The following is a 15,532-nucleotide window of genomic DNA, read 5'->3' as shown; positions in this document are numbered from 1 at the left end:
GTCATCCCGGCCTTGTGCCGGGATCCACTGTGCCGCGGGCTGAGTCCTCGCCCCTCAAGGTCCACGCTCGCTGCATGGTGGATGCCGGGACGAGCCCGGCATGACGGCGGAGGGGGCGGAGGCCAAAACCCTCGCCGAACGCGAAGCCGAGTACGCCGCATTCGTCGAAGCGAATCTCCGCCGCAACTACACTGCGCATTTCATCCACGGCATGCTCGGCATGACCGGGTTCCGGCTGATCTACGCACCGACCTTCATCCCGACCTATATCCACCGCCTGACCGGCTCCGACGCCTTGGTCGGGCTCGGGACGTCGCTGCTCCAGTTCGGCGCGATCCTCTCGCCGATCTTCGCCGCCTCGCGGTTCGAAACCAAGCAGCGCATCCTTCCCTATGCCATCCGCACCGGCACGATGATGCGCATCATGATCCTGGGCCTGGCGCTCGCCGGCTGGTTCCTGCGCGGCGAGGCGCTGCTGCTCGTCACGCTCGGCCTGTTCTTCCTGCTCGGCGCGTTCAACGGCACCCAGCGCGTCGCCTTCCAAATGCTAATGTCGAAAGTGATTCCGATCCATCGGCGCGGGCGGTTGCAGGCTTATCGCAATATCACCGGCGGGCTGATCGCCGCGGCCTTGTCCTATGTCGCCGGGCGCTGGCTGATCCAGAACGACGTGCTCGGCAATGGCTATGCGACCACCTTCTTCCTCGCTTTCGTGCTGACCAGCCTGGGGCTGACCGTGCTTCAGTTGCGCATGGTCGAGCCGATCCCGCCGGTGGTGCGCTCGCCGATGCGCTTCGTCGATCGGGTGAAGACCTTCCCGACCCTGCTCGAGGATCGCGGCTATCGCTGGTTCATCCTGGCCGAAGCGTGCTGCGTCTGCGCGCGGATCGGCGCGCCCTTCTACATCCTCTATGCCGGTAGCCAACTCGGCTTGTCGGGGATCGTTATCGGCGAATTGTCGCTGGCCTATCTTGGTGCCGATACCGTCTCCAACCTCGCCTGGGGGCATCTCGGCGACCGCACCGGCTATCGATCGACCTTCACGCTGGCGGCGGCGCTGTGGGCGGGCGGGATCGCGCTGCTGCTGACGGTCCACCATCCATGGGCGGTGTTCGCTTCCTTCTGTTGCCTCGGCGCTGGCAATTGCGGGTATCAGATGAGCCAGCAGACGATGGTGCTCGAATTCGGCGAGCGTGCCGATGTCGCGATGCGGCTCGCTCTGTCGACCACGATCGAGGGCACGATCTCGGCGATCGGCCCGCTGCTCGGTGGGCTGATGGCGTGGAAGCTCGGTTATCCGCCGGTGCTGTGGCTGTCGTTCGGGTTCCTGTGCCTCGCGGTCCTGCTGCTGATTTTTCGCGTGCGGGAACCTCGCCAGCGCAAGGTCGCGGCGATAGTGAGCGACGACCTTCTCCTTCCCGAAAGCGAATCGGCATGACGCTCCCGACCCGACAGATCGGCTCCTTCACCGTCTCGGCGATCGGGCTCGGCTGCATGAATCTCAGCCATGCTTACGGCACGCGACCGAGCGATGAAGAGGGGACGGCGCTGCTCAACCGCGCGCTCGATCTCGGCGTCACCTTGCTCGATACCGCGGCGCTTTACGGCCTGGGCGCCAATGAGCGGCTGGTCGGCAAGGCAGTGATGCATCGCCGCGCCGAATTCACGCTGGCCTCGAAATGCGTGCTCGACGCGGTCGACGGCAAGCGCGTGCTCGACGGCCGCCCCGAATCGATCCGCCGCACGCTAGACGGGGCGTTGGAACGGCTGGGGACCGATCATATCGATCTCTATTACCTCCACCGGCTCGACAAGAAGGTGCCGGTCGAGGAGTCGGTCGGCGAGCTCAAGCGCGCGGTCGAAGCGGGCAAGATCGGTACGATCGGCCTGTCGGAAATGGGCACCGCAACGATCCGCCGCGCGCACGCGGTCCATCCGGTGGCCGCGGTGCAGAGCGAATATTCGCCGATGGTCCGCAATCCCGACGTCGCCGTGCTCGACACCTGTCGCGAGCTCGGCATCGGCTTTGTCGCTTTCTCGCCGGTGGCGCGCGGCATGCTGGCGCGGGGCGTGCACGACGACAATTATGAAGCGGGCGACATCCGGCTCCACATGCCGCGCTTCCTCGGCGACAATCTGCGGCACAATCTGGGCGTGGTCGCACGGTTCGACGCGCTGGCGGCCGACGCCGGAATGACGTCGGCGCAGCTCGCGCTTGGTTGGGTGCTGGCGCGCGGACCGCATATCGTCGCCATTCCCGGCACGCGCAGCCTCACGCATCTCGAGGAGAATGTCGGCGCCGCGACGGTCAGCGTCTCCGACGATCTGGTGAAGGCGGTCGACGCCGTGTTCGACGGCACGATCCGCGGCCCGCGCTATCTCGCGCCGATGCAAGCGCAGATCGATACCGAGATCCTGCCTGGCGAGGAACTGGCCGCCTGAGCGATCGGGCTAGCCGATCAGCAGCACGACACCCAAGATGATCCCGGCCAGCGCAAAGCTGACCAGATGCATCGTCAGACCATAATTGCACTGGCTCTCCGACGCGTGGAAGCCATGCATCGCACCTCTCCCTGGCGCGCCTTTGCTCTGCTTCCGGCATGGGATCGCGCCTTCGGTATTTTTAACTCTTTTCGCGCGCTTTGGCCAGTTTGACGTCGGTCGGCGAAGTCAAGGAAAACGCTAAGCTTCGTCGCGCAGCCGTTCGTGGTGGCGGATGACTTCGTCGATGATGAAGCGCAGGAACTTCTCCGAGAATTCAGGGTCGAGACGCGCTTCCTCGGCCAAATGCCGCAGCCGCGCTATCTGGCGTTCCTCGCGGCTCGGATCGGCCGGCGGCAGGCCGGCCTGCGCCTTGTAGCGGCCAACCGCCTGGGTCACCTTGAACCGCTCGGCGAGCATGTGGATCAGCGCAGCATCGATATTGTCGATGCTGCTGCGATAGGCGTCCAGCACGTCGTCGCTCATCTAGCGGCTCCCTCGATTCGTGGCGGCCTTCTGCGCATCCGTGCCGGGATGCGCAACCCGTGCTTGCCTTCCGCGCCCCTCTCGGCCAGAGGCTCCGCTGAGATGAGCGCCACGATCTATCGCCTCGATCCGACCCGGCCGCAGCCCAGCCTCGAGCCGATGATGCAACTCGTCGCGTCGGACATGAACATGGTCAATGCGGTGATCCTGGACCGCATGCAGTCGGACATTCCGCTGATCCCCGAGCTTGCCGGCCATCTGATCGCGGGCGGCGGCAAGCGCATGCGCCCGATGCTGACGCTCGCGAGCGCGCGATTGCTCGGCTATACCGGCAACCGCCACCATCGCCTGGCGGCGGCGGTCGAGTTCATTCACACCGCGACCCTGCTCCACGACGACGTGGTCGATGGCAGCGACCTGCGCCGCGGCAAGCGCACGGCGAATTTGATCTGGGGCAATCCCGCGTCGATCCTGGTCGGCGACTTCCTGTTCAGCCGCGCGTTCGAATTGATGGTTGAGGACGGCAGCCTCAAGGTGCTCAAGATCCTGAGCAACGCCAGCGCCGTGATCGCGGAAGGCGAGGTCGATCAATTGACTGCCGCGCGCCGCGTCGACCTGGGTGAGGAACGCTATCTCGATATCATCGGCGCCAAGACCGCCGCCTTGTTCGCTGCCGCCTGCCGGATCGCCGCAGTGGTCGCCGAACGGCCCGAAAGCGAGGAGCAGGCGCTCGACGCGTTCGGCCGCAACCTCGGCGTCGCGTTCCAGCTCGTCGACGATGCGATCGATTACGTGTCCGACGCCGGGACGATGGGCAAGGATACCGGCGACGATTTCCGTGAAGGCAAGGTCACCCTGCCGGTGATCCTGGCCTATGCGCGCGGCAATGAAGAGGACCGCAAGTTCTGGAAGGACGCGATCCTGGGCCATCGCGCCTCAGACGAGGATTTCGCGCATGCGGTCGAGTTGGTCCGCACGACGCGCGCGATCGACGACACGCTGGCGCGGGCGCGCCATTATGGCCAGCGCGCGATCGATGCGATCGCCGGCTTCTCCTCCGGCCAGGCGCGCGATGCGATGACCGAAGCGGTCGAATTCGCGGTGGCGAGAGCGTATTAAAGGGAGGATGTCCGCCCAAAGGCGGACGTGCCAGCGTCAACCGGCGTCGGGGTCGTTCGCGGCCCTTGCTGCCTTGCATAGAGCGAGCAAGGCGCGCCGGATCGACGGCCCCGCCAGATGCGGTTGAACCGACGGATATCGCTCGGCCGTCAACACGCGCCGAATATCATCGACCGTGGCGCAACTGCCCGACCGCGCCAGTTCAAACGCGCGCTCGACGGTCGATAACTGCTCCCCGGACCGGTCGTTCACGCGTCGGCGCGGCCGCGATCGGGAGATTCGCTCGGGTCGAGAGCGTCATTGGCCGGGATGAGGTTGAAATTGCGGTGCGGAAACGTCCCGGCGGCGAGCAGCTTGCCATAAGCCCGTGCGAGCCCGGCATGCGCCAGGCGCGATGAGGAACAGCCGGCTTTGCGAGCCATCATCAGCGAGATCTGCTCGCGGTGCAGAAGGTAATTGGTGTCCAAAGGGCACGCCTCGTCAGCAGGCGAAAGCGCAAGCGCTCACGGTCACAAGATGCCTGCGAAATCGGTCAGGTGATGATTTCTAATAGCACACTTTGCCGGCCGCCTCGCATCAATTCGCCGATCTATGCGGCAACAGACAGTGTCGGGGCGAAATACATGGCTTTTCGGCGGTATACAGCCTAAAGGCTCCCTATCGCGCTGCCCGCCCCAGCATCGGCGCGACTGAGAGAGGTTCGTGCTCCCGCTAATCCAAGGAGAGCAAACCGATGATGCCGACTATTCCCGCTACCAATGGCCATGACAGCTGGAGCAATCCGGGTCCCGGTCGCGCGATCAACGTCTCGCTCGATCGCGCCGCGGTCGAAGCTCTGTGCGTGAAGCATCAGACCAAGATCAGCGCGATCGAAAAGCTGCCCAAGGGCGGGACGCGCGTCGTGATGATGAATGGCGACGATGCCGAGGCGATGCGCCGCGTGTTCGGCAACAAGATCCTGACCGGCACGGTGACGCGCGAGCATTGGGCGCGCGTGGTGCGGTGAACCCTGGCGGTATACGCGCCGCCACCATCGTACCGTGCACCCGTTCGAGGAGAAATGACGTGGCAAAAGGCCAGCGCAAGAGCAACAAGGAAGTCCGCAAGCCCAAGAAGCCGGAGCCGCCCAAGCTCAACGCTTCCAACCCGACGGCGAAAGGCACGCCGGTCAAGCAGCCTGTCTGATCGGTTTTAGATATCCGGTACCGAGTTCCGGGTCAGCAATCGGTCCCACAATCGGCATCGGCGGCGCGCTCGACCTGGATCGTCGTGTGCGCGATGCCGAACCGCTTCTGCAGCATCGCCGCGGCATTGCCCAGGAATGCCGGCCCGGTTTCCTCGGTCATCACCAAATGCGCGGTCAGCACCGTCTCGGTGGTCGACATCGGCCAGATATGGAGGTCGTGCGTCGCGCTGACGCCGGGCATCGCCGCGAGTGCGGCCTTGACCTCGTCATAGTCGATCCCGCGCGGCACCGCGTTCAGCGACATCTCGATCGTCTCGCGGAGCAGGCCCCAGGTTTGCCAGAAGATGATCGCCGACACGATGATCGATACCACCGGGTCGATCCATTCCACGCCGGTGAACCAGATCACGACGCCGGCCAGCATCACCCCGGCCGAAACCGTCGCGTCGGCCGCCATGTGCAGATAGGCGCCGCGCAGGTTGATGTCCGATTTCTGCCCGCGCGCGAACAGCCAGGCTGACGCCGCATTGACCAGGATCCCGGCGGCGGCGACCACCACGACGACCGCGCCCTTGACCGGCGCGGGATCGCCGATCCGCGTCACCGCCTCGAATACGACCGCGCCCATCGCCATCATCAGCAGCAATGCGTTGATCAACGCGGCCAGGATGGTCGAAGCCTTGAGCCCATAAGTGAAGCGTTTCGACGGACCGCGCCGCGCCAGCGTGGCGCCGCCCCAGGCGACGCATAGCCCGAACACGTCGGACAGATTGTGTCCGGCATCCGCCATCAGCGCGACCGAATGGGCAACGAATCCCAGACCGAACTCGACGACGACGAACAGGATGTTGAGTGTGATGCCGATCGCGAAGGCGCGATCGAAGGTCAGCGGGCCGTGATAGTGGCCGCCATGGCCGTGCCCATGACCATGTTTATGGCCGTGTCCATGTTTGTGGCCATGACCGTGCTTATGGTCGTGCGCGTGATCATGCTCATGATCGTGCGCGTGGTCGTGGCTATGGTCGTGCATGCTGGACCTGCCTAGCACTGCAAATAGGGGAGATACTAGGACACTGGGCTGTCATCAGTGGAAAGTTTCTGCCACGTGTCGCGATCGCCGATGCAACCGCCCAGCCTTCCCGTCGAAACCGTCCTTCCGCAGTTGCTCGCGGCACTGGACGCCGAGCCCAATGCGGTGCTGGTCGCGCCGCCCGGTGCGGGCAAGACCACCGCGGTCGCGCCCGCGTTGCTCGGCCAAAATTGGTGCGACGGCGAAATCCTGCTGCTCAGCCCGCGCCGGATCGCGGCGCGCGCCGCGGCCGAGCGGATGGCGATGCTCGCGGGCGAGCCGGTCGGCAAGACGTTCGGCTATGCGACGCGGATGGACAGCAAGCGCTCCGCCGCGACCCGCATAACGGTAGTGACCGAAGGCATTTTCGTCGCGCGGATCCAGGCCGATCCCGAGCTCGCCGGTATCTCGGCAGTGCTGTTCGACGAGGTCCACGAACGCAATCTCGACAGCGATTTCGGCCTCGCCCTGGCGCTCGACGCGCAAGGATCGCTGCGCCCCGACCTCCGGCTTGTCGCCATGTCGGCGACGCTCGACGGCGCGCGCTTCGCCAAGCTGCTCGGCGACGCGCCGGTGATCGAGAGCGAAGGCCGCAGTCACACGCTCGACCTCCGCTATCTCGGCCGTCGCGGCGAGGCACGGATCGAGGACGAGGTCACCGCCGCGATCCGGCTGGCGCTGCGCGAAGAACAAGGCGGCGTGCTCGCCTTCCTGCCCGGCGTCGCCGAAATCGAGCGCGCCGCCGAGCGGCTCGGCGACCTGCCCGGCGTGCGCCTGCATCGCCTTCACGGCACGATCGCGCCGGCGGATCAGCGTGCGGCGATCGCCGGCGAGCCCGACGGCATGCGCAAGCTCGTGCTGGCGACCAGCATCGCCGAGACCAGCCTGACGCTCGACGGCATCCGGGTGGTGGTCGATTCGGGGCTCGCGCGCCGCCCGCGCTACGATCGCGCGGCGGGGATGACGCGGCTGGTCACCGAACGTGCCAGCCAGGCCGCCGCGACGCAGCGCGCCGGGCGAGCGGCTCGGCAAGGGCCGGGTGTCGCTTATCGGTTGTGGGAAGAAGCGGGGACGGCAGGGTTGTCGCGCTTCGACCCGCCCGAAATCCTCGAAGCCGATCTATCAGGCCTGGTGCTCGATTGCGCGATCTGGGGAGTCGCCGATCCGCGCACGCTGGCATGGCTCGATCCACCACCCGAAGCCGCGGTGGCGGAAGGACGCGCACGGTTGGCAACGCTCGAGGCGCTCGACGCCGATGGCCGGCCAACCGCACACGGCCGCGCGATCGCGAAGCTGCCGATGCCGCCGCGGCTCGCGCATATGCTGGTGCGGGCGGGGGAGATGGGGCTGGCAACGGAAGCGGCCGAGGTCGCGGTGTTGTTGGGAGAGCGAGGGCTGGGCGGGCCGGGAACCGATCTCGAAACCCGCGCGCGGAGGTTCCGCACTGAACGTGGTCGTCGAGTGGAGAGTGCGCGCAAGCTAGCCGAGCGATGGGCCAAGTCCGTTCCCCTCCCTGCAAGGGAGGGGTTAGGGGTGGGTCGAAGTATTCCGACACACAATCCTCAAGTTTCCGGTCCGCGCCTTGCCCGGACGCCACCCACCCCCAGCCCCTCCCTGAAAGGGAGGGGAGCTGCAGTGGCCATCGCCATCGCCCTCGCCTTCCCCGACCGCGTTTCCCGGCGCCGCGACGCTTCCGGCGAACGTTGGGCCTCGGTCGGCGGCCGAGGGTTCAAGCTCGATGCGGCCGACTCCCTCGCCACCGCGCAATGGCTCGCCGTCGCGGAGACACAGGGTGTCGCGGCCGGCGCGCGCATCCTGTCGGCGGCAGCGATCGATCAGGCGACTGTCGAAGCCTTGTTCGCCGACAAGATCGAAACGCGCCGCACATTCGCGTTCGATCCCGCGACCGGCGGCGTCGAAGCCGTGCGCGAACGTCGCCTGGGCGCGATCGCTTTGTCGCGCGGGCCCGATACCAACGCCGATCCGGTCGCGATCGCGGCCGCGTTGGTCGAGGGCGTCCGCTACCATGGCCTGCACCTGCTGCCCTGGGGCGAGGCGTCGACCGCGCTTCGCGAGCGCGCGACATTCGCCGCCGCGCATGGCTGGGACGGGGCGCTCGACGGCGAAACGCTCGCCGCCCGGCTCGACGACTGGCTTGCCCCCTTGCTCGACGGCAAGCGCCGCCTGTCGCAGCTTTCCGACGCCGATCTCGCCGAGGCCCTCCGCAACCTCATCGGTTGGGACGCGATGCGCGCGCTCGACCGTATCGCCCCCGTCCGGCTCGACACGCCGGCGGGATCGAGTCACGCGATCGATTATTCCGCCGAAGCCGGCCCCACCGTCGAGCTCCGCCCCCAGGCATTGTTCGGGCTCGCGACACATCCGACCATCGCCAATGGCGTCCCGCTCGTGCTCAGCCTGACCTCCCCGGCCGGTCGCCCGATCCAGACGACGCGCGATCTGCCCGGTTTCTGGGCCGGAAGCTGGTCCGCGGTCGCCAAGGAAATGCGTGGCCGTTATCCCAAACATCCCTGGCCCGACGACCCCGCCGCCGCAAACCCGACGCTGCGAACCAAAAAAGCCGATGCAAGGTTCGGAAAGTCAGGATAAGGGAAAGATCATGCCCACCGCCCGTATCTATCAGCGTCCCAAGAACGCGATGCAGTCCGGACGTTACCGGACCGATCGCTGGATTCTCGAATTCGAACCCGCCGAGGCCAAGCGCCCCGATCCGCTCACCGGCTGGGCCGGATCGGGCGACACGCGCGAACAGGTCCGGCTGACCTTTGCCACCGCGGAAGCCGCGCAGGCCTATGCCGAGAAGGTCGGGCTCGCCTTCCACATCGTGCCGGCGCCCGCGCGCACGCTCAAGCTGCAGAGCTACGCCGACAACTTCCGATGAGCCTTCCCATTGCTACGCCCAAGGGCGTGGTGCGGCGCTGGATCGCGGCGTTCAATGCCGCCGATCCCGATGCGCTCGCCGCGCTCTATCATGACGACGCCATCAGCCATCAGGTCGCGATCGGTCCGATCCAGGGCCGATCAGCGATCCGCGAGCGCTTCGCTAAAGAATTCGCCGCGGCGGCTATGGAATGCCTGCCGGTCAACCTGTTCGAGGACGGCGAATGGGCGATCCTCGAATGGAAGGATCCGCAGGATCGGCTCGGCTGCGGCTTCTTCCACGTGATCGACGGCCGCATCGCGCTCCAGCGCGGCTATTGGGACAGCGCGACGTTTGCCACGCCGGTGAAAAAGACGGCCGCCAAGCCGAAGGCCTGACCGGGCGGCTTTACCCGTTCACGGGTTCGCGAGTTCGATCCAGACGGGCGCATGATCGCTCGTCTTCTCCCAACCCCGCACCCGCTTCTCGACCCGCGCATCAATTAGCCGCGGCGCCAGATCGGGGCTGAGCAGGATGTGATCGATCCTGAGGCCGGCGTCGCGTTCGAACGCGCCGCGAAAATACTTCCAGAAGGTATAGATGTGCTCGCCGGGGCGGCGCGACCGAAGCGCGTCGGTCCAGCCTTGTTCCAATAAGCCAGCATAAGCCCGTCTGACCTCGGGCGCGAACAGCGCGTCGTCGAGCCATCTTTCGGGTTTGTAGACGTCGAGCTCGGTCGGCATGACGTTGAAGTCGCCGGCGATGACGACCGGCACGCCAGCGTCGCGCAGCGACTGCGCATGCCGCGTCAGCCGCTCGAACCAGCGAAGCTTGAACTCGAACTTGGGTCCGGGCCGCGGGTTGCCGTTGGGCAGATAGAGGCAGGCGACGATGACGCCGTTGATCGCGGCCTCGAGATAGCGGCTCTGATCGTCCGCGCGGTCGCCGGGCAACCCGCGACGGGTTTCGTGGATCTCGCCCACTCGGCTGAGGATCGCGACACCGTTCCAGCTTTTCTGGCCGTGCCAGATCGCGGTGTAACCCAAGTCGTTCAACGCCGTTTCCGGGAAACGCTCGTCCGGCGCCTTCAATTCCTGGAGGCAAACCACGTCCGGAAGGTCCTCGGACAGCCAGCGCTGGAGGACGGGGAGGCGCCCATTGACGCCGTTCACATTGTAGGTCGCGATCCGCATCAAGCCTCGCGCGCCTTCGACCCCATCACGATCGCCACGAAATTGTCGAGCGGCGTGAGGTTCGAGAAGGTCCGCCGCCTGGCGATGCGAATGCAGAGGATGCCATAAGGCAGCAGCAGCACCGCCCGGACGCAGAATTGCCATGTCGCGGCACTGCCGTCATCGGGCCCGATCAGAGCGGTCAGCCAATCCATCACTTCCTCCTTCCTCGCTAGCTGGACGGCAAGACGGCCATTCCTATGACGGCCGCCGCCATGACGGCGGTGCTCGCCCAGCCGAATAGCTTCAACATTGTCGACGCGGTGAAGTCGCCCATGGTCGATCGCCGGGAGACGACCAGCATCGTTCCGATCAGGATCGGCACCGCGACGACGCCATTGATCACCGCGCTCCAGAACAATGCCTTGATCGGGCTGATCGGCGACCAGTCGATGCCGACGCCGAGCGCCATCGCGACGCCGATCACGGCATAGAATAGCTTGGCCTTGCGCGGCTTGTGCTCGAGGCCGGTTTTCCAGCCGGCGGTCTCGCCGATCGCATAAGCGGTCGATCCGGCGAGTACCGGCACCGCCAGCATCCCTGTGCCGATGATGCCGAGACTGAACAGCGCGAAGGCGAACTGGCCGGCGATCGGCTCGAGCGCCTTGGCCGCATCGGCGGCGGTCTGGATGTCGGTCTTGCCCGAGGCGTGGAGGGTAGCGGCGGTGCCCAGCATGATGGCGATGGCGACGAGGTTCGAAATCGCCATGCCGACGAATGTGTCATAGCGCATCCGAACTTCGGCGTCCGCCGCCTGATCGGGGGATTTCTTGAGCGGCTCGCGCTCCTCGACGACGTCGATCTCCTCGACTTCCTGCGACGCCTGCCAGAAGAACAGATACGGGCTGATCGTGGTGCCGAAGATGGCGACGACAACGGTCACCGCCGCTGCGCCGGGGATCGTCGGGACGACCATCCCGTGCAGCGCCGCCGCCCAATCGACCTTCACGATGAAGATCAGCGCCACGTAAGCGAGCAGCACCATCGTCAGCCATTTCAGGAAGGACGAATATTTGCGGTAGGGAATGAAGAGCTGGAGCAGCAGCGAGACGGCCGCGAAGCTGATGGTGAAGAGATGGCCACCGCCGCCGGCGACCAATTGGGCGGCGTCGCCCATCGCGGCAAGGTCGGCGCCGATATTGATCGTATTGGCCACGAACAGCAGCCCGACCAGCGCCATCACGATCCATCGCGGCATGACGCGGCGGAGATTCCAGGCGAGCCCGTGTCCCGTCACGCGACCGACCCGCGCGCTGATCAATTGCACCGCGCTCATCAACGGATAGGTCAGCACCATCGTCCATAGCAGCACCGGACCGAAAGCGGCGCCGGCCTGCGAATACGTGGCGATACCGCTCGGATCGTCGTCGGCCGCGCCGGTGACCAGGCCGGGACCAAGCTTTTTGAGGAAGCCCTTCAAGTCCATACCAATCCCCATTTGTATCAGCAGCACAGCATTTGACGGCGCATCCGGTTCCGCGATGATGATCGATCGGTGCTGGCGGGGCTGACGACGGCGAATGCAGCGCTTGCTGCACCCGGAACGCCGGGAGGAGCGCGGCATGGCAGCTTTGATACTTGGCCGCGCATTACAAATTCTTCGAATGTCGGGTCATGGCGCCGCCCCCGCCAACCTGCTAGCGCTTCGACATGCCGCTTACCGCCGCTGCGTCCGCTCGTGAAATCCTGGTCCGCCTGCATGATGTGATGGCGGCGCGATCGTCCGCGCAGGCAAAGCTCGACGCGGTCGCGCGGATCATCGGCGAGGCGCTGGATAGCGAGGTCTGCTCGATCTATCTGCTGCGCGAAGGGCTGCTCGAACTCTATTCCACGCGCGGGCTCGACCAGGCGGCGGTCCACGTCACCAAGATGGCGCTGGGCGAGGGCCTGGTCGGCACGATCGCGCAGAATGTCGAGACGCTGAACCTGGACGAAGCGGCGTCGCATCCCGACTTCGCCTATCGTCCGGAAACCGGCGAGGACGAGTTCCACTCTTTCGCCGGCGTGCCGATCATCCGCCGCGAACAAGCGGTCGGCGTACTGGCGGTGCAGCATGCCGAACCGCGCAAATATGACGATGTCGAGATCGAGGCGCTGCAGACGGTGGCGATGGTGCTGAGCGAGCTGATCGCCAATGCCGGCCTGATCGACCAGCGCGGCGACGCGGCGACGCGGCCGCAATCGACCGCGGCGACGCGGCTGGAGGGTCTCAAGCTGGTCGAGGGCATGGCGATCGGCCATGCCGTCTATCACCAGCCGCGCATCACCATCGAACACACCGTCGCCGAGGATACCGAGGCCGAGCGCCACCGTGTCTATGCCGCGTTCGACAAGATGCGCGAACAGATCGACCGCATGGCGCAACAGGCCGAATTCGGCGTCGACGGCGAGCATGAAGAGGTTCTCGCGACCTACAAGATGTTCGCCTATGACGAAGGCTGGTCGCGGCGGATCAACGAGGCGATCGATTCCGGCCTGACCGCCGAAGCGGCGATCGAGCGCGTCCAGCAGCGCACGCGGATGCGGATGCGCCAGATCGGCGATCCCTTGCTCCAGGACCGGATGCACGATCTCGAGGATCTCGCCAACCGGCTGCTCCGCATCGTGTCGGGGCAGATGGGGACCGCGGCGCAATTGGGATTGCGGCAGGATACGATCCTGATCGCGCGCAACCTGGGCCCGGCCGAATTGCTCGAATACGACCGGCGGCGGCTGAAAGGCGTGGTGCTCGAGGAAGGGTCGCTGACCGCGCACGTCACCATCGTCGCGCGCGCGATGGGCGTGCCGGTGCTGGGGCGCGTGCGCAATGTCCGCCAGACGATCGCCGACGGTGACCTGCTGTTGCTCGACGTGACCGAGGCGGGATCGGTGCTGGTCCGTCCGTCCCAGGCGATGGAAGAGGCGTTCGACGCCAAATTGCTGGTCCGCCAGAAACGCCGCGCGGTGTTCGCGGCGCTGAAGTCGGAAGCGCCGATTACGCTCGACGGCGAGCGGATGACGGTGATGGTCAATGCCGGCCTGCGCGACGATGTCGCCGCGCTCGACGTCACCGGCGCTGATGGGATCGGCCTGTTCCGCACCGAATTCCAGTTCCTGGTGTCGGCGACCCTGCCGCGGCGCGAGCGGCAATTGCGGCTGTACAAGGACGTGCTCGAAGCGGCGGGCGACAAGCCGGTGGTGTTCCGCACGGTCGATATCGGCGGCGACAAGGCGCTGCCCTATCTCAATCATCACGACGAGGATGAGGAGAATCCGGCGATGGGCTGGCGCGCGCTCAGGCTCGCGCTCGAACGCGGCGGGTTGATGAAGGCACAGGCCCGCGCGTTGATCGAGGCGGCCGGGGGTCGGCAGCTCAACGTCATGTTCCCGATGGTCAGCGAAGCCTGGGAGCTGGACGAGGCCAAGGCCTTGTTCGAGGCGCAGCGCGAGTGGCTGGGCAAGCGCGGCAAGCGGCTGCCGAGCGAGATCCGCTATGGCGCGATGCTCGAAGTGCCGGCCTTGGCCGAGCAGCTCGACCTGTTGCTGCCCAATATCCAGTTCCTGTCGGTCGGGACCAACGATTTGACCCAGTTCCTGTTCGCCGCCGACCGCGCCAATCCCAAATTGGCCGAGCGCTACGACTGGCTGTCGCCCTCGATCCTGCGCTTCCTCAAGCGCGTGGTGGCGCCGTGCGACGCCGCCGGAGTCGCGCTGACCGTGTGCGGCGAGATGGGCGGGCGGCCGCTCGAGGCGATGGCGTTGATCGCGCTGGGAATCGACCGGCTATCGATCACCCCGGCGGCAGTCGGGCCGATCAAGGCGATGGTGCGCAGCCTCGATCGCGGCAAGGCGATGCGCTTCATGGACGGACTGCTGGCCAAGCCGCCGCGCGACATTCGCGGGGTGCTGACCGACTGGGCAGCCAAAAACCATGTCGAGCTGGCCTGAGCCGGGGCGAAAACGCGCTAACGAGCCGTTGACAGTCTTACCCGCTTTGGCCGACAGCCGTCACCGGCGGATGGCGATTCAAGGTCGCAACCCCCTATTCGCCGGAGAAGGTAATGGACGAGGACGAAGCGACGGGCGCACCCGATCAGGCGTCGCTATTCCCCAAGACCGTGGGCGACAAGCTGCGTGAGGCGCGTGAGGGACTGGGACTGACCCTGGCCGACATCGCCAACAAGACGCGCGTGCCGATGCGTCACCTGGAAGCGATCGAGAATAACCGGATGGAGGGGATGGCGTCGCCGGCTTATGCGATCGGCTTCACCAAGACCTATGCCCGCGCCGTCGGCCTCGACGACCGCGCGATCGCCGCGGAGTTGCGCCAGAGCCCGCAAATGCCGCTGTCGCCGACGACGCGGTTTGAGGAATATGAGCCGACCGATCCGCGCCGCGTGCCGTCGAGCGGGATCGCCGGGATCGCCGCGATCATCGCCGTGGTGCTGCTGGTCGGCGTCGGCATCTGGTACGGGACGACCTGGCTGCGCGGTACCGGCGAGGAGCCCGCGGCGCTCGCCACGCCCGATGCGTCGCCCAGCATCGCTGCCGCGCCCGAACCGACTCCCGCCCCGGTTGCCGGCGGCCAGGTCGTGCTGACCGCGACCGATGCGGTGTGGCTGCGCGTCTATGACGCGACCGGCAAGACGTTGATCCAGAAGACGATGCAGCCCGGCGAGCAATATTCGCTGCCGAACGACGCCGCCAACCCGATGATCAATATCGGCCGGCCCGACAAATTGCAGGTGACGATCAACGGATCGGCGGTGCCGGCGCTGGGCGACGGCAAGCGCGCGATCAAGGACGTGCCGATCAGCGCCGCGGCGTTGCAGGCGCGCGGGAACGCCGCGGCGCCTGCCGCCGTGCCGACTCCGGCCGCCGCTGCCCCGACGACCGAAGCGAAGCCGGGCAAGCGTGCAGGATCGAACGAAGTCCCCGACTTCTTCCGCCAGCCCAGCGACAAGCCGACTACGTCCTCGACGCCGCGACCGGTAGCGACGCCCGATCCGGTATCCTTGCCCGCCGCGGCGCCAACATCGGCGCCTTAGGCCGGCCGGATGAATCCCCGACCGCGGGGATTCAAATCGGGCAATGACGCC

Annotated in this window: 15 protein-coding genes; 9 read left to right on the top strand and 6 right to left on the bottom strand. The window is 66.3% G+C overall.

Features of this window, described 5'->3' with window-relative positions; all coding sequences use genetic code 11:
- Positions 1–100 precede the first annotated feature (100 nt).
- Together AC1DQQ_RS17205 and AC1DQQ_RS17200 are read left to right on the top strand one after the other, a co-directional pair.
- The gene (locus AC1DQQ_RS17205) at positions 101–1,438 is read left to right on the top strand and encodes an MFS transporter (protein WP_478046014.1); all 1,338 of its coding nucleotides are present in this window, start codon (positions 101–103) and stop codon (positions 1,436–1,438) included.
- Positions 1,435–2,442 carry an aldo/keto reductase gene (locus tag AC1DQQ_RS17200; protein WP_478046012.1) on the top strand — a complete coding sequence of 336 codons (1,008 nt, stop codon included), beginning with the start codon at positions 1,435–1,437 and terminating at the stop codon, positions 2,440–2,442. Before AC1DQQ_RS17205 ends, AC1DQQ_RS17200 begins: the two co-directional genes overlap by 4 nt.
- A gap of 240 nt (positions 2,443–2,682) precedes the next feature.
- On the opposite strand, the gene AC1DQQ_RS17195 is transcribed toward AC1DQQ_RS17200, so the two are convergent.
- Positions 2,683–2,967: a chorismate mutase gene (locus AC1DQQ_RS17195; protein WP_478031909.1), complete on the bottom strand. Its 285-nt coding sequence runs from the start codon at positions 2,965–2,967 to the stop codon at positions 2,683–2,685.
- A 102-nt stretch (positions 2,968–3,069) separates the two neighbouring features.
- Between AC1DQQ_RS17195 and AC1DQQ_RS17190 the strand changes: the two genes are divergently transcribed.
- Positions 3,070–4,086, top strand: coding sequence for a polyprenyl synthetase family protein (locus AC1DQQ_RS17190; protein ID WP_478031910.1), 1,017 nt, complete (start codon positions 3,070–3,072; stop codon positions 4,084–4,086).
- Between the two features lie 248 nt (positions 4,087–4,334).
- Here the strand turns inward: AC1DQQ_RS17190 and AC1DQQ_RS17185 are convergent, their stop codons facing one another.
- Positions 4,335–4,553 (bottom strand): hypothetical protein, encoded by a 219-nt coding sequence (locus AC1DQQ_RS17185; protein WP_478031911.1) that lies wholly within the window; start codon positions 4,551–4,553, stop codon positions 4,335–4,337.
- Positions 4,554–4,819: 266 nt separating this feature from the next.
- Between AC1DQQ_RS17185 and AC1DQQ_RS17180 the strand changes: the two genes are divergently transcribed.
- Positions 4,820–5,092 carry a hypothetical protein gene (locus AC1DQQ_RS17180; RefSeq protein WP_478031912.1) on the top strand — a complete coding sequence of 91 codons (273 nt, stop codon included), beginning with the start codon at positions 4,820–4,822 and terminating at the stop codon, positions 5,090–5,092.
- A 211-nt stretch (positions 5,093–5,303) separates the two neighbouring features.
- Here the strand turns inward: AC1DQQ_RS17180 and AC1DQQ_RS17175 are convergent, their stop codons facing one another.
- Entirely contained in the window at positions 5,304–6,302 is a 999-nt protein-coding gene (locus AC1DQQ_RS17175; protein WP_478046010.1) for a cation diffusion facilitator family transporter, read from the bottom strand.
- A 90-nt stretch (positions 6,303–6,392) separates the two neighbouring features.
- On the opposite strand from AC1DQQ_RS17175, the gene hrpB reads away from it, so the two are divergent.
- Genes hrpB through AC1DQQ_RS17160 form a run of 3 tightly spaced genes read left to right on the top strand, consistent with a single transcriptional unit; the run spans position 6,393 to position 9,620 of the window.
- Positions 6,393–8,951, top strand: coding sequence for an ATP-dependent helicase HrpB (hrpB, locus tag AC1DQQ_RS17170; RefSeq protein ID WP_478046008.1), 2,559 nt, complete (start codon positions 6,393–6,395; stop codon positions 8,949–8,951).
- 10 nt (positions 8,952–8,961) lie between these two features.
- Positions 8,962–9,243, top strand: a complete 282-nt coding sequence (locus AC1DQQ_RS17165) for an NADH dehydrogenase ubiquinone Fe-S protein 4 (RefSeq protein ID WP_478031917.1) — start codon at positions 8,962–8,964, stop codon at positions 9,241–9,243.
- Positions 9,240–9,620 (top strand): nuclear transport factor 2 family protein, encoded by a 381-nt coding sequence (locus AC1DQQ_RS17160; RefSeq protein WP_478046006.1) that lies wholly within the window; start codon positions 9,240–9,242, stop codon positions 9,618–9,620. The genes AC1DQQ_RS17165 and AC1DQQ_RS17160 overlap by 4 nt, the downstream gene beginning before the upstream one ends.
- An 18-nt stretch (positions 9,621–9,638) precedes the next feature.
- Here the strand turns inward: AC1DQQ_RS17160 and xth are convergent, their stop codons facing one another.
- The 3 genes from xth to AC1DQQ_RS17145 are packed head-to-tail and all read right to left on the bottom strand — an operon-like array spanning position 9,639 to position 11,880.
- The gene (gene xth, locus AC1DQQ_RS17155; protein ID WP_478031919.1) at positions 9,639–10,415 is read right to left on the bottom strand and encodes an exodeoxyribonuclease III; all 777 of its coding nucleotides are present in this window, start codon (positions 10,413–10,415) and stop codon (positions 9,639–9,641) included.
- The gene (locus AC1DQQ_RS17150; protein ID WP_478031921.1) at positions 10,415–10,609 is read right to left on the bottom strand and encodes a hypothetical protein; all 195 of its coding nucleotides are present in this window, start codon (positions 10,607–10,609) and stop codon (positions 10,415–10,417) included. Before AC1DQQ_RS17150 ends, xth begins: the two co-directional genes overlap by 1 nt.
- Positions 10,610–10,626: 17 nt before the next feature.
- A complete protein-coding gene (locus AC1DQQ_RS17145) occupies positions 10,627–11,880 on the bottom strand; it encodes an NRAMP family divalent metal transporter (protein ID WP_478046005.1) in 1,254 nt (417 codons plus the stop codon).
- A gap of 224 nt (positions 11,881–12,104) precedes the next feature.
- Between AC1DQQ_RS17145 and ptsP the strand changes: the two genes are divergently transcribed.
- Together ptsP and AC1DQQ_RS17135 are read left to right on the top strand one after the other, a co-directional pair.
- Complete coding sequence (gene ptsP / locus AC1DQQ_RS17140; protein WP_478046004.1) at positions 12,105–14,381, top strand: phosphoenolpyruvate--protein phosphotransferase; 2,277 nt, start codon at positions 12,105–12,107, stop codon at positions 14,379–14,381.
- A gap of 113 nt (positions 14,382–14,494) precedes the next feature.
- Positions 14,495–15,481 carry a helix-turn-helix domain-containing protein gene (locus tag AC1DQQ_RS17135; protein ID WP_478046002.1) on the top strand — a complete coding sequence of 329 codons (987 nt, stop codon included), beginning with the start codon at positions 14,495–14,497 and terminating at the stop codon, positions 15,479–15,481.
- Positions 15,482–15,532 lie beyond the last annotated feature (51 nt).

The organism is Sphingomonas sp. P4_G3, assembly GCF_056401105.1.
The sequence above is the reverse complement of the archived record's forward strand: the minus strand, read 5'-3'. Positions and strand labels throughout refer to the sequence as shown.

What these genes read in the sequence shown, in the direction of transcription:
- AC1DQQ_RS17150 (WP_478031921.1), bottom strand. Translation starts at nt 10,609, where the DNA reads ATGGATTGGCTGACCGCTCTGATCGGGCCCGATGACGGCAGTGCCGCG.
- AC1DQQ_RS17135 (WP_478046002.1), top strand. Translation starts at nt 14,495, where the DNA reads ATGGACGAGGACGAAGCGACGGGCGCACCCGATCAGGCGTCGCTATTC.
- AC1DQQ_RS17195 (WP_478031909.1), bottom strand. Translation starts at nt 2,967, where the DNA reads ATGAGCGACGACGTGCTGGACGCCTATCGCAGCAGCATCGACAATATC.
- AC1DQQ_RS17145 (WP_478046005.1), bottom strand. Translation starts at nt 11,880, where the DNA reads ATGGACTTGAAGGGCTTCCTCAAAAAGCTTGGTCCCGGCCTGGTCACC.
- AC1DQQ_RS17160 (WP_478046006.1), top strand. Translation starts at nt 9,240, where the DNA reads ATGAGCCTTCCCATTGCTACGCCCAAGGGCGTGGTGCGGCGCTGGATC.
- AC1DQQ_RS17165 (WP_478031917.1), top strand. Translation starts at nt 8,962, where the DNA reads ATGCCCACCGCCCGTATCTATCAGCGTCCCAAGAACGCGATGCAGTCC.
- AC1DQQ_RS17175 (WP_478046010.1), bottom strand. Translation starts at nt 6,302, where the DNA reads ATGCACGACCATAGCCACGACCACGCGCACGATCATGAGCATGATCAC.
- AC1DQQ_RS17200 (WP_478046012.1), top strand. Translation starts at nt 1,435, where the DNA reads ATGACGCTCCCGACCCGACAGATCGGCTCCTTCACCGTCTCGGCGATC.
- xth (WP_478031919.1), bottom strand. Translation starts at nt 10,415, where the DNA reads ATGCGGATCGCGACCTACAATGTGAACGGCGTCAATGGGCGCCTCCCC.
- AC1DQQ_RS17180 (WP_478031912.1), top strand. Translation starts at nt 4,820, where the DNA reads ATGATGCCGACTATTCCCGCTACCAATGGCCATGACAGCTGGAGCAAT.
- ptsP (WP_478046004.1), top strand. Translation starts at nt 12,105, where the DNA reads ATGCCGCTTACCGCCGCTGCGTCCGCTCGTGAAATCCTGGTCCGCCTG.
- AC1DQQ_RS17190 (WP_478031910.1), top strand. Translation starts at nt 3,070, where the DNA reads ATGAGCGCCACGATCTATCGCCTCGATCCGACCCGGCCGCAGCCCAGC.
- AC1DQQ_RS17205 (WP_478046014.1), top strand. Translation starts at nt 101, where the DNA reads ATGACGGCGGAGGGGGCGGAGGCCAAAACCCTCGCCGAACGCGAAGCC.
- hrpB (WP_478046008.1), top strand. Translation starts at nt 6,393, where the DNA reads ATGCAACCGCCCAGCCTTCCCGTCGAAACCGTCCTTCCGCAGTTGCTC.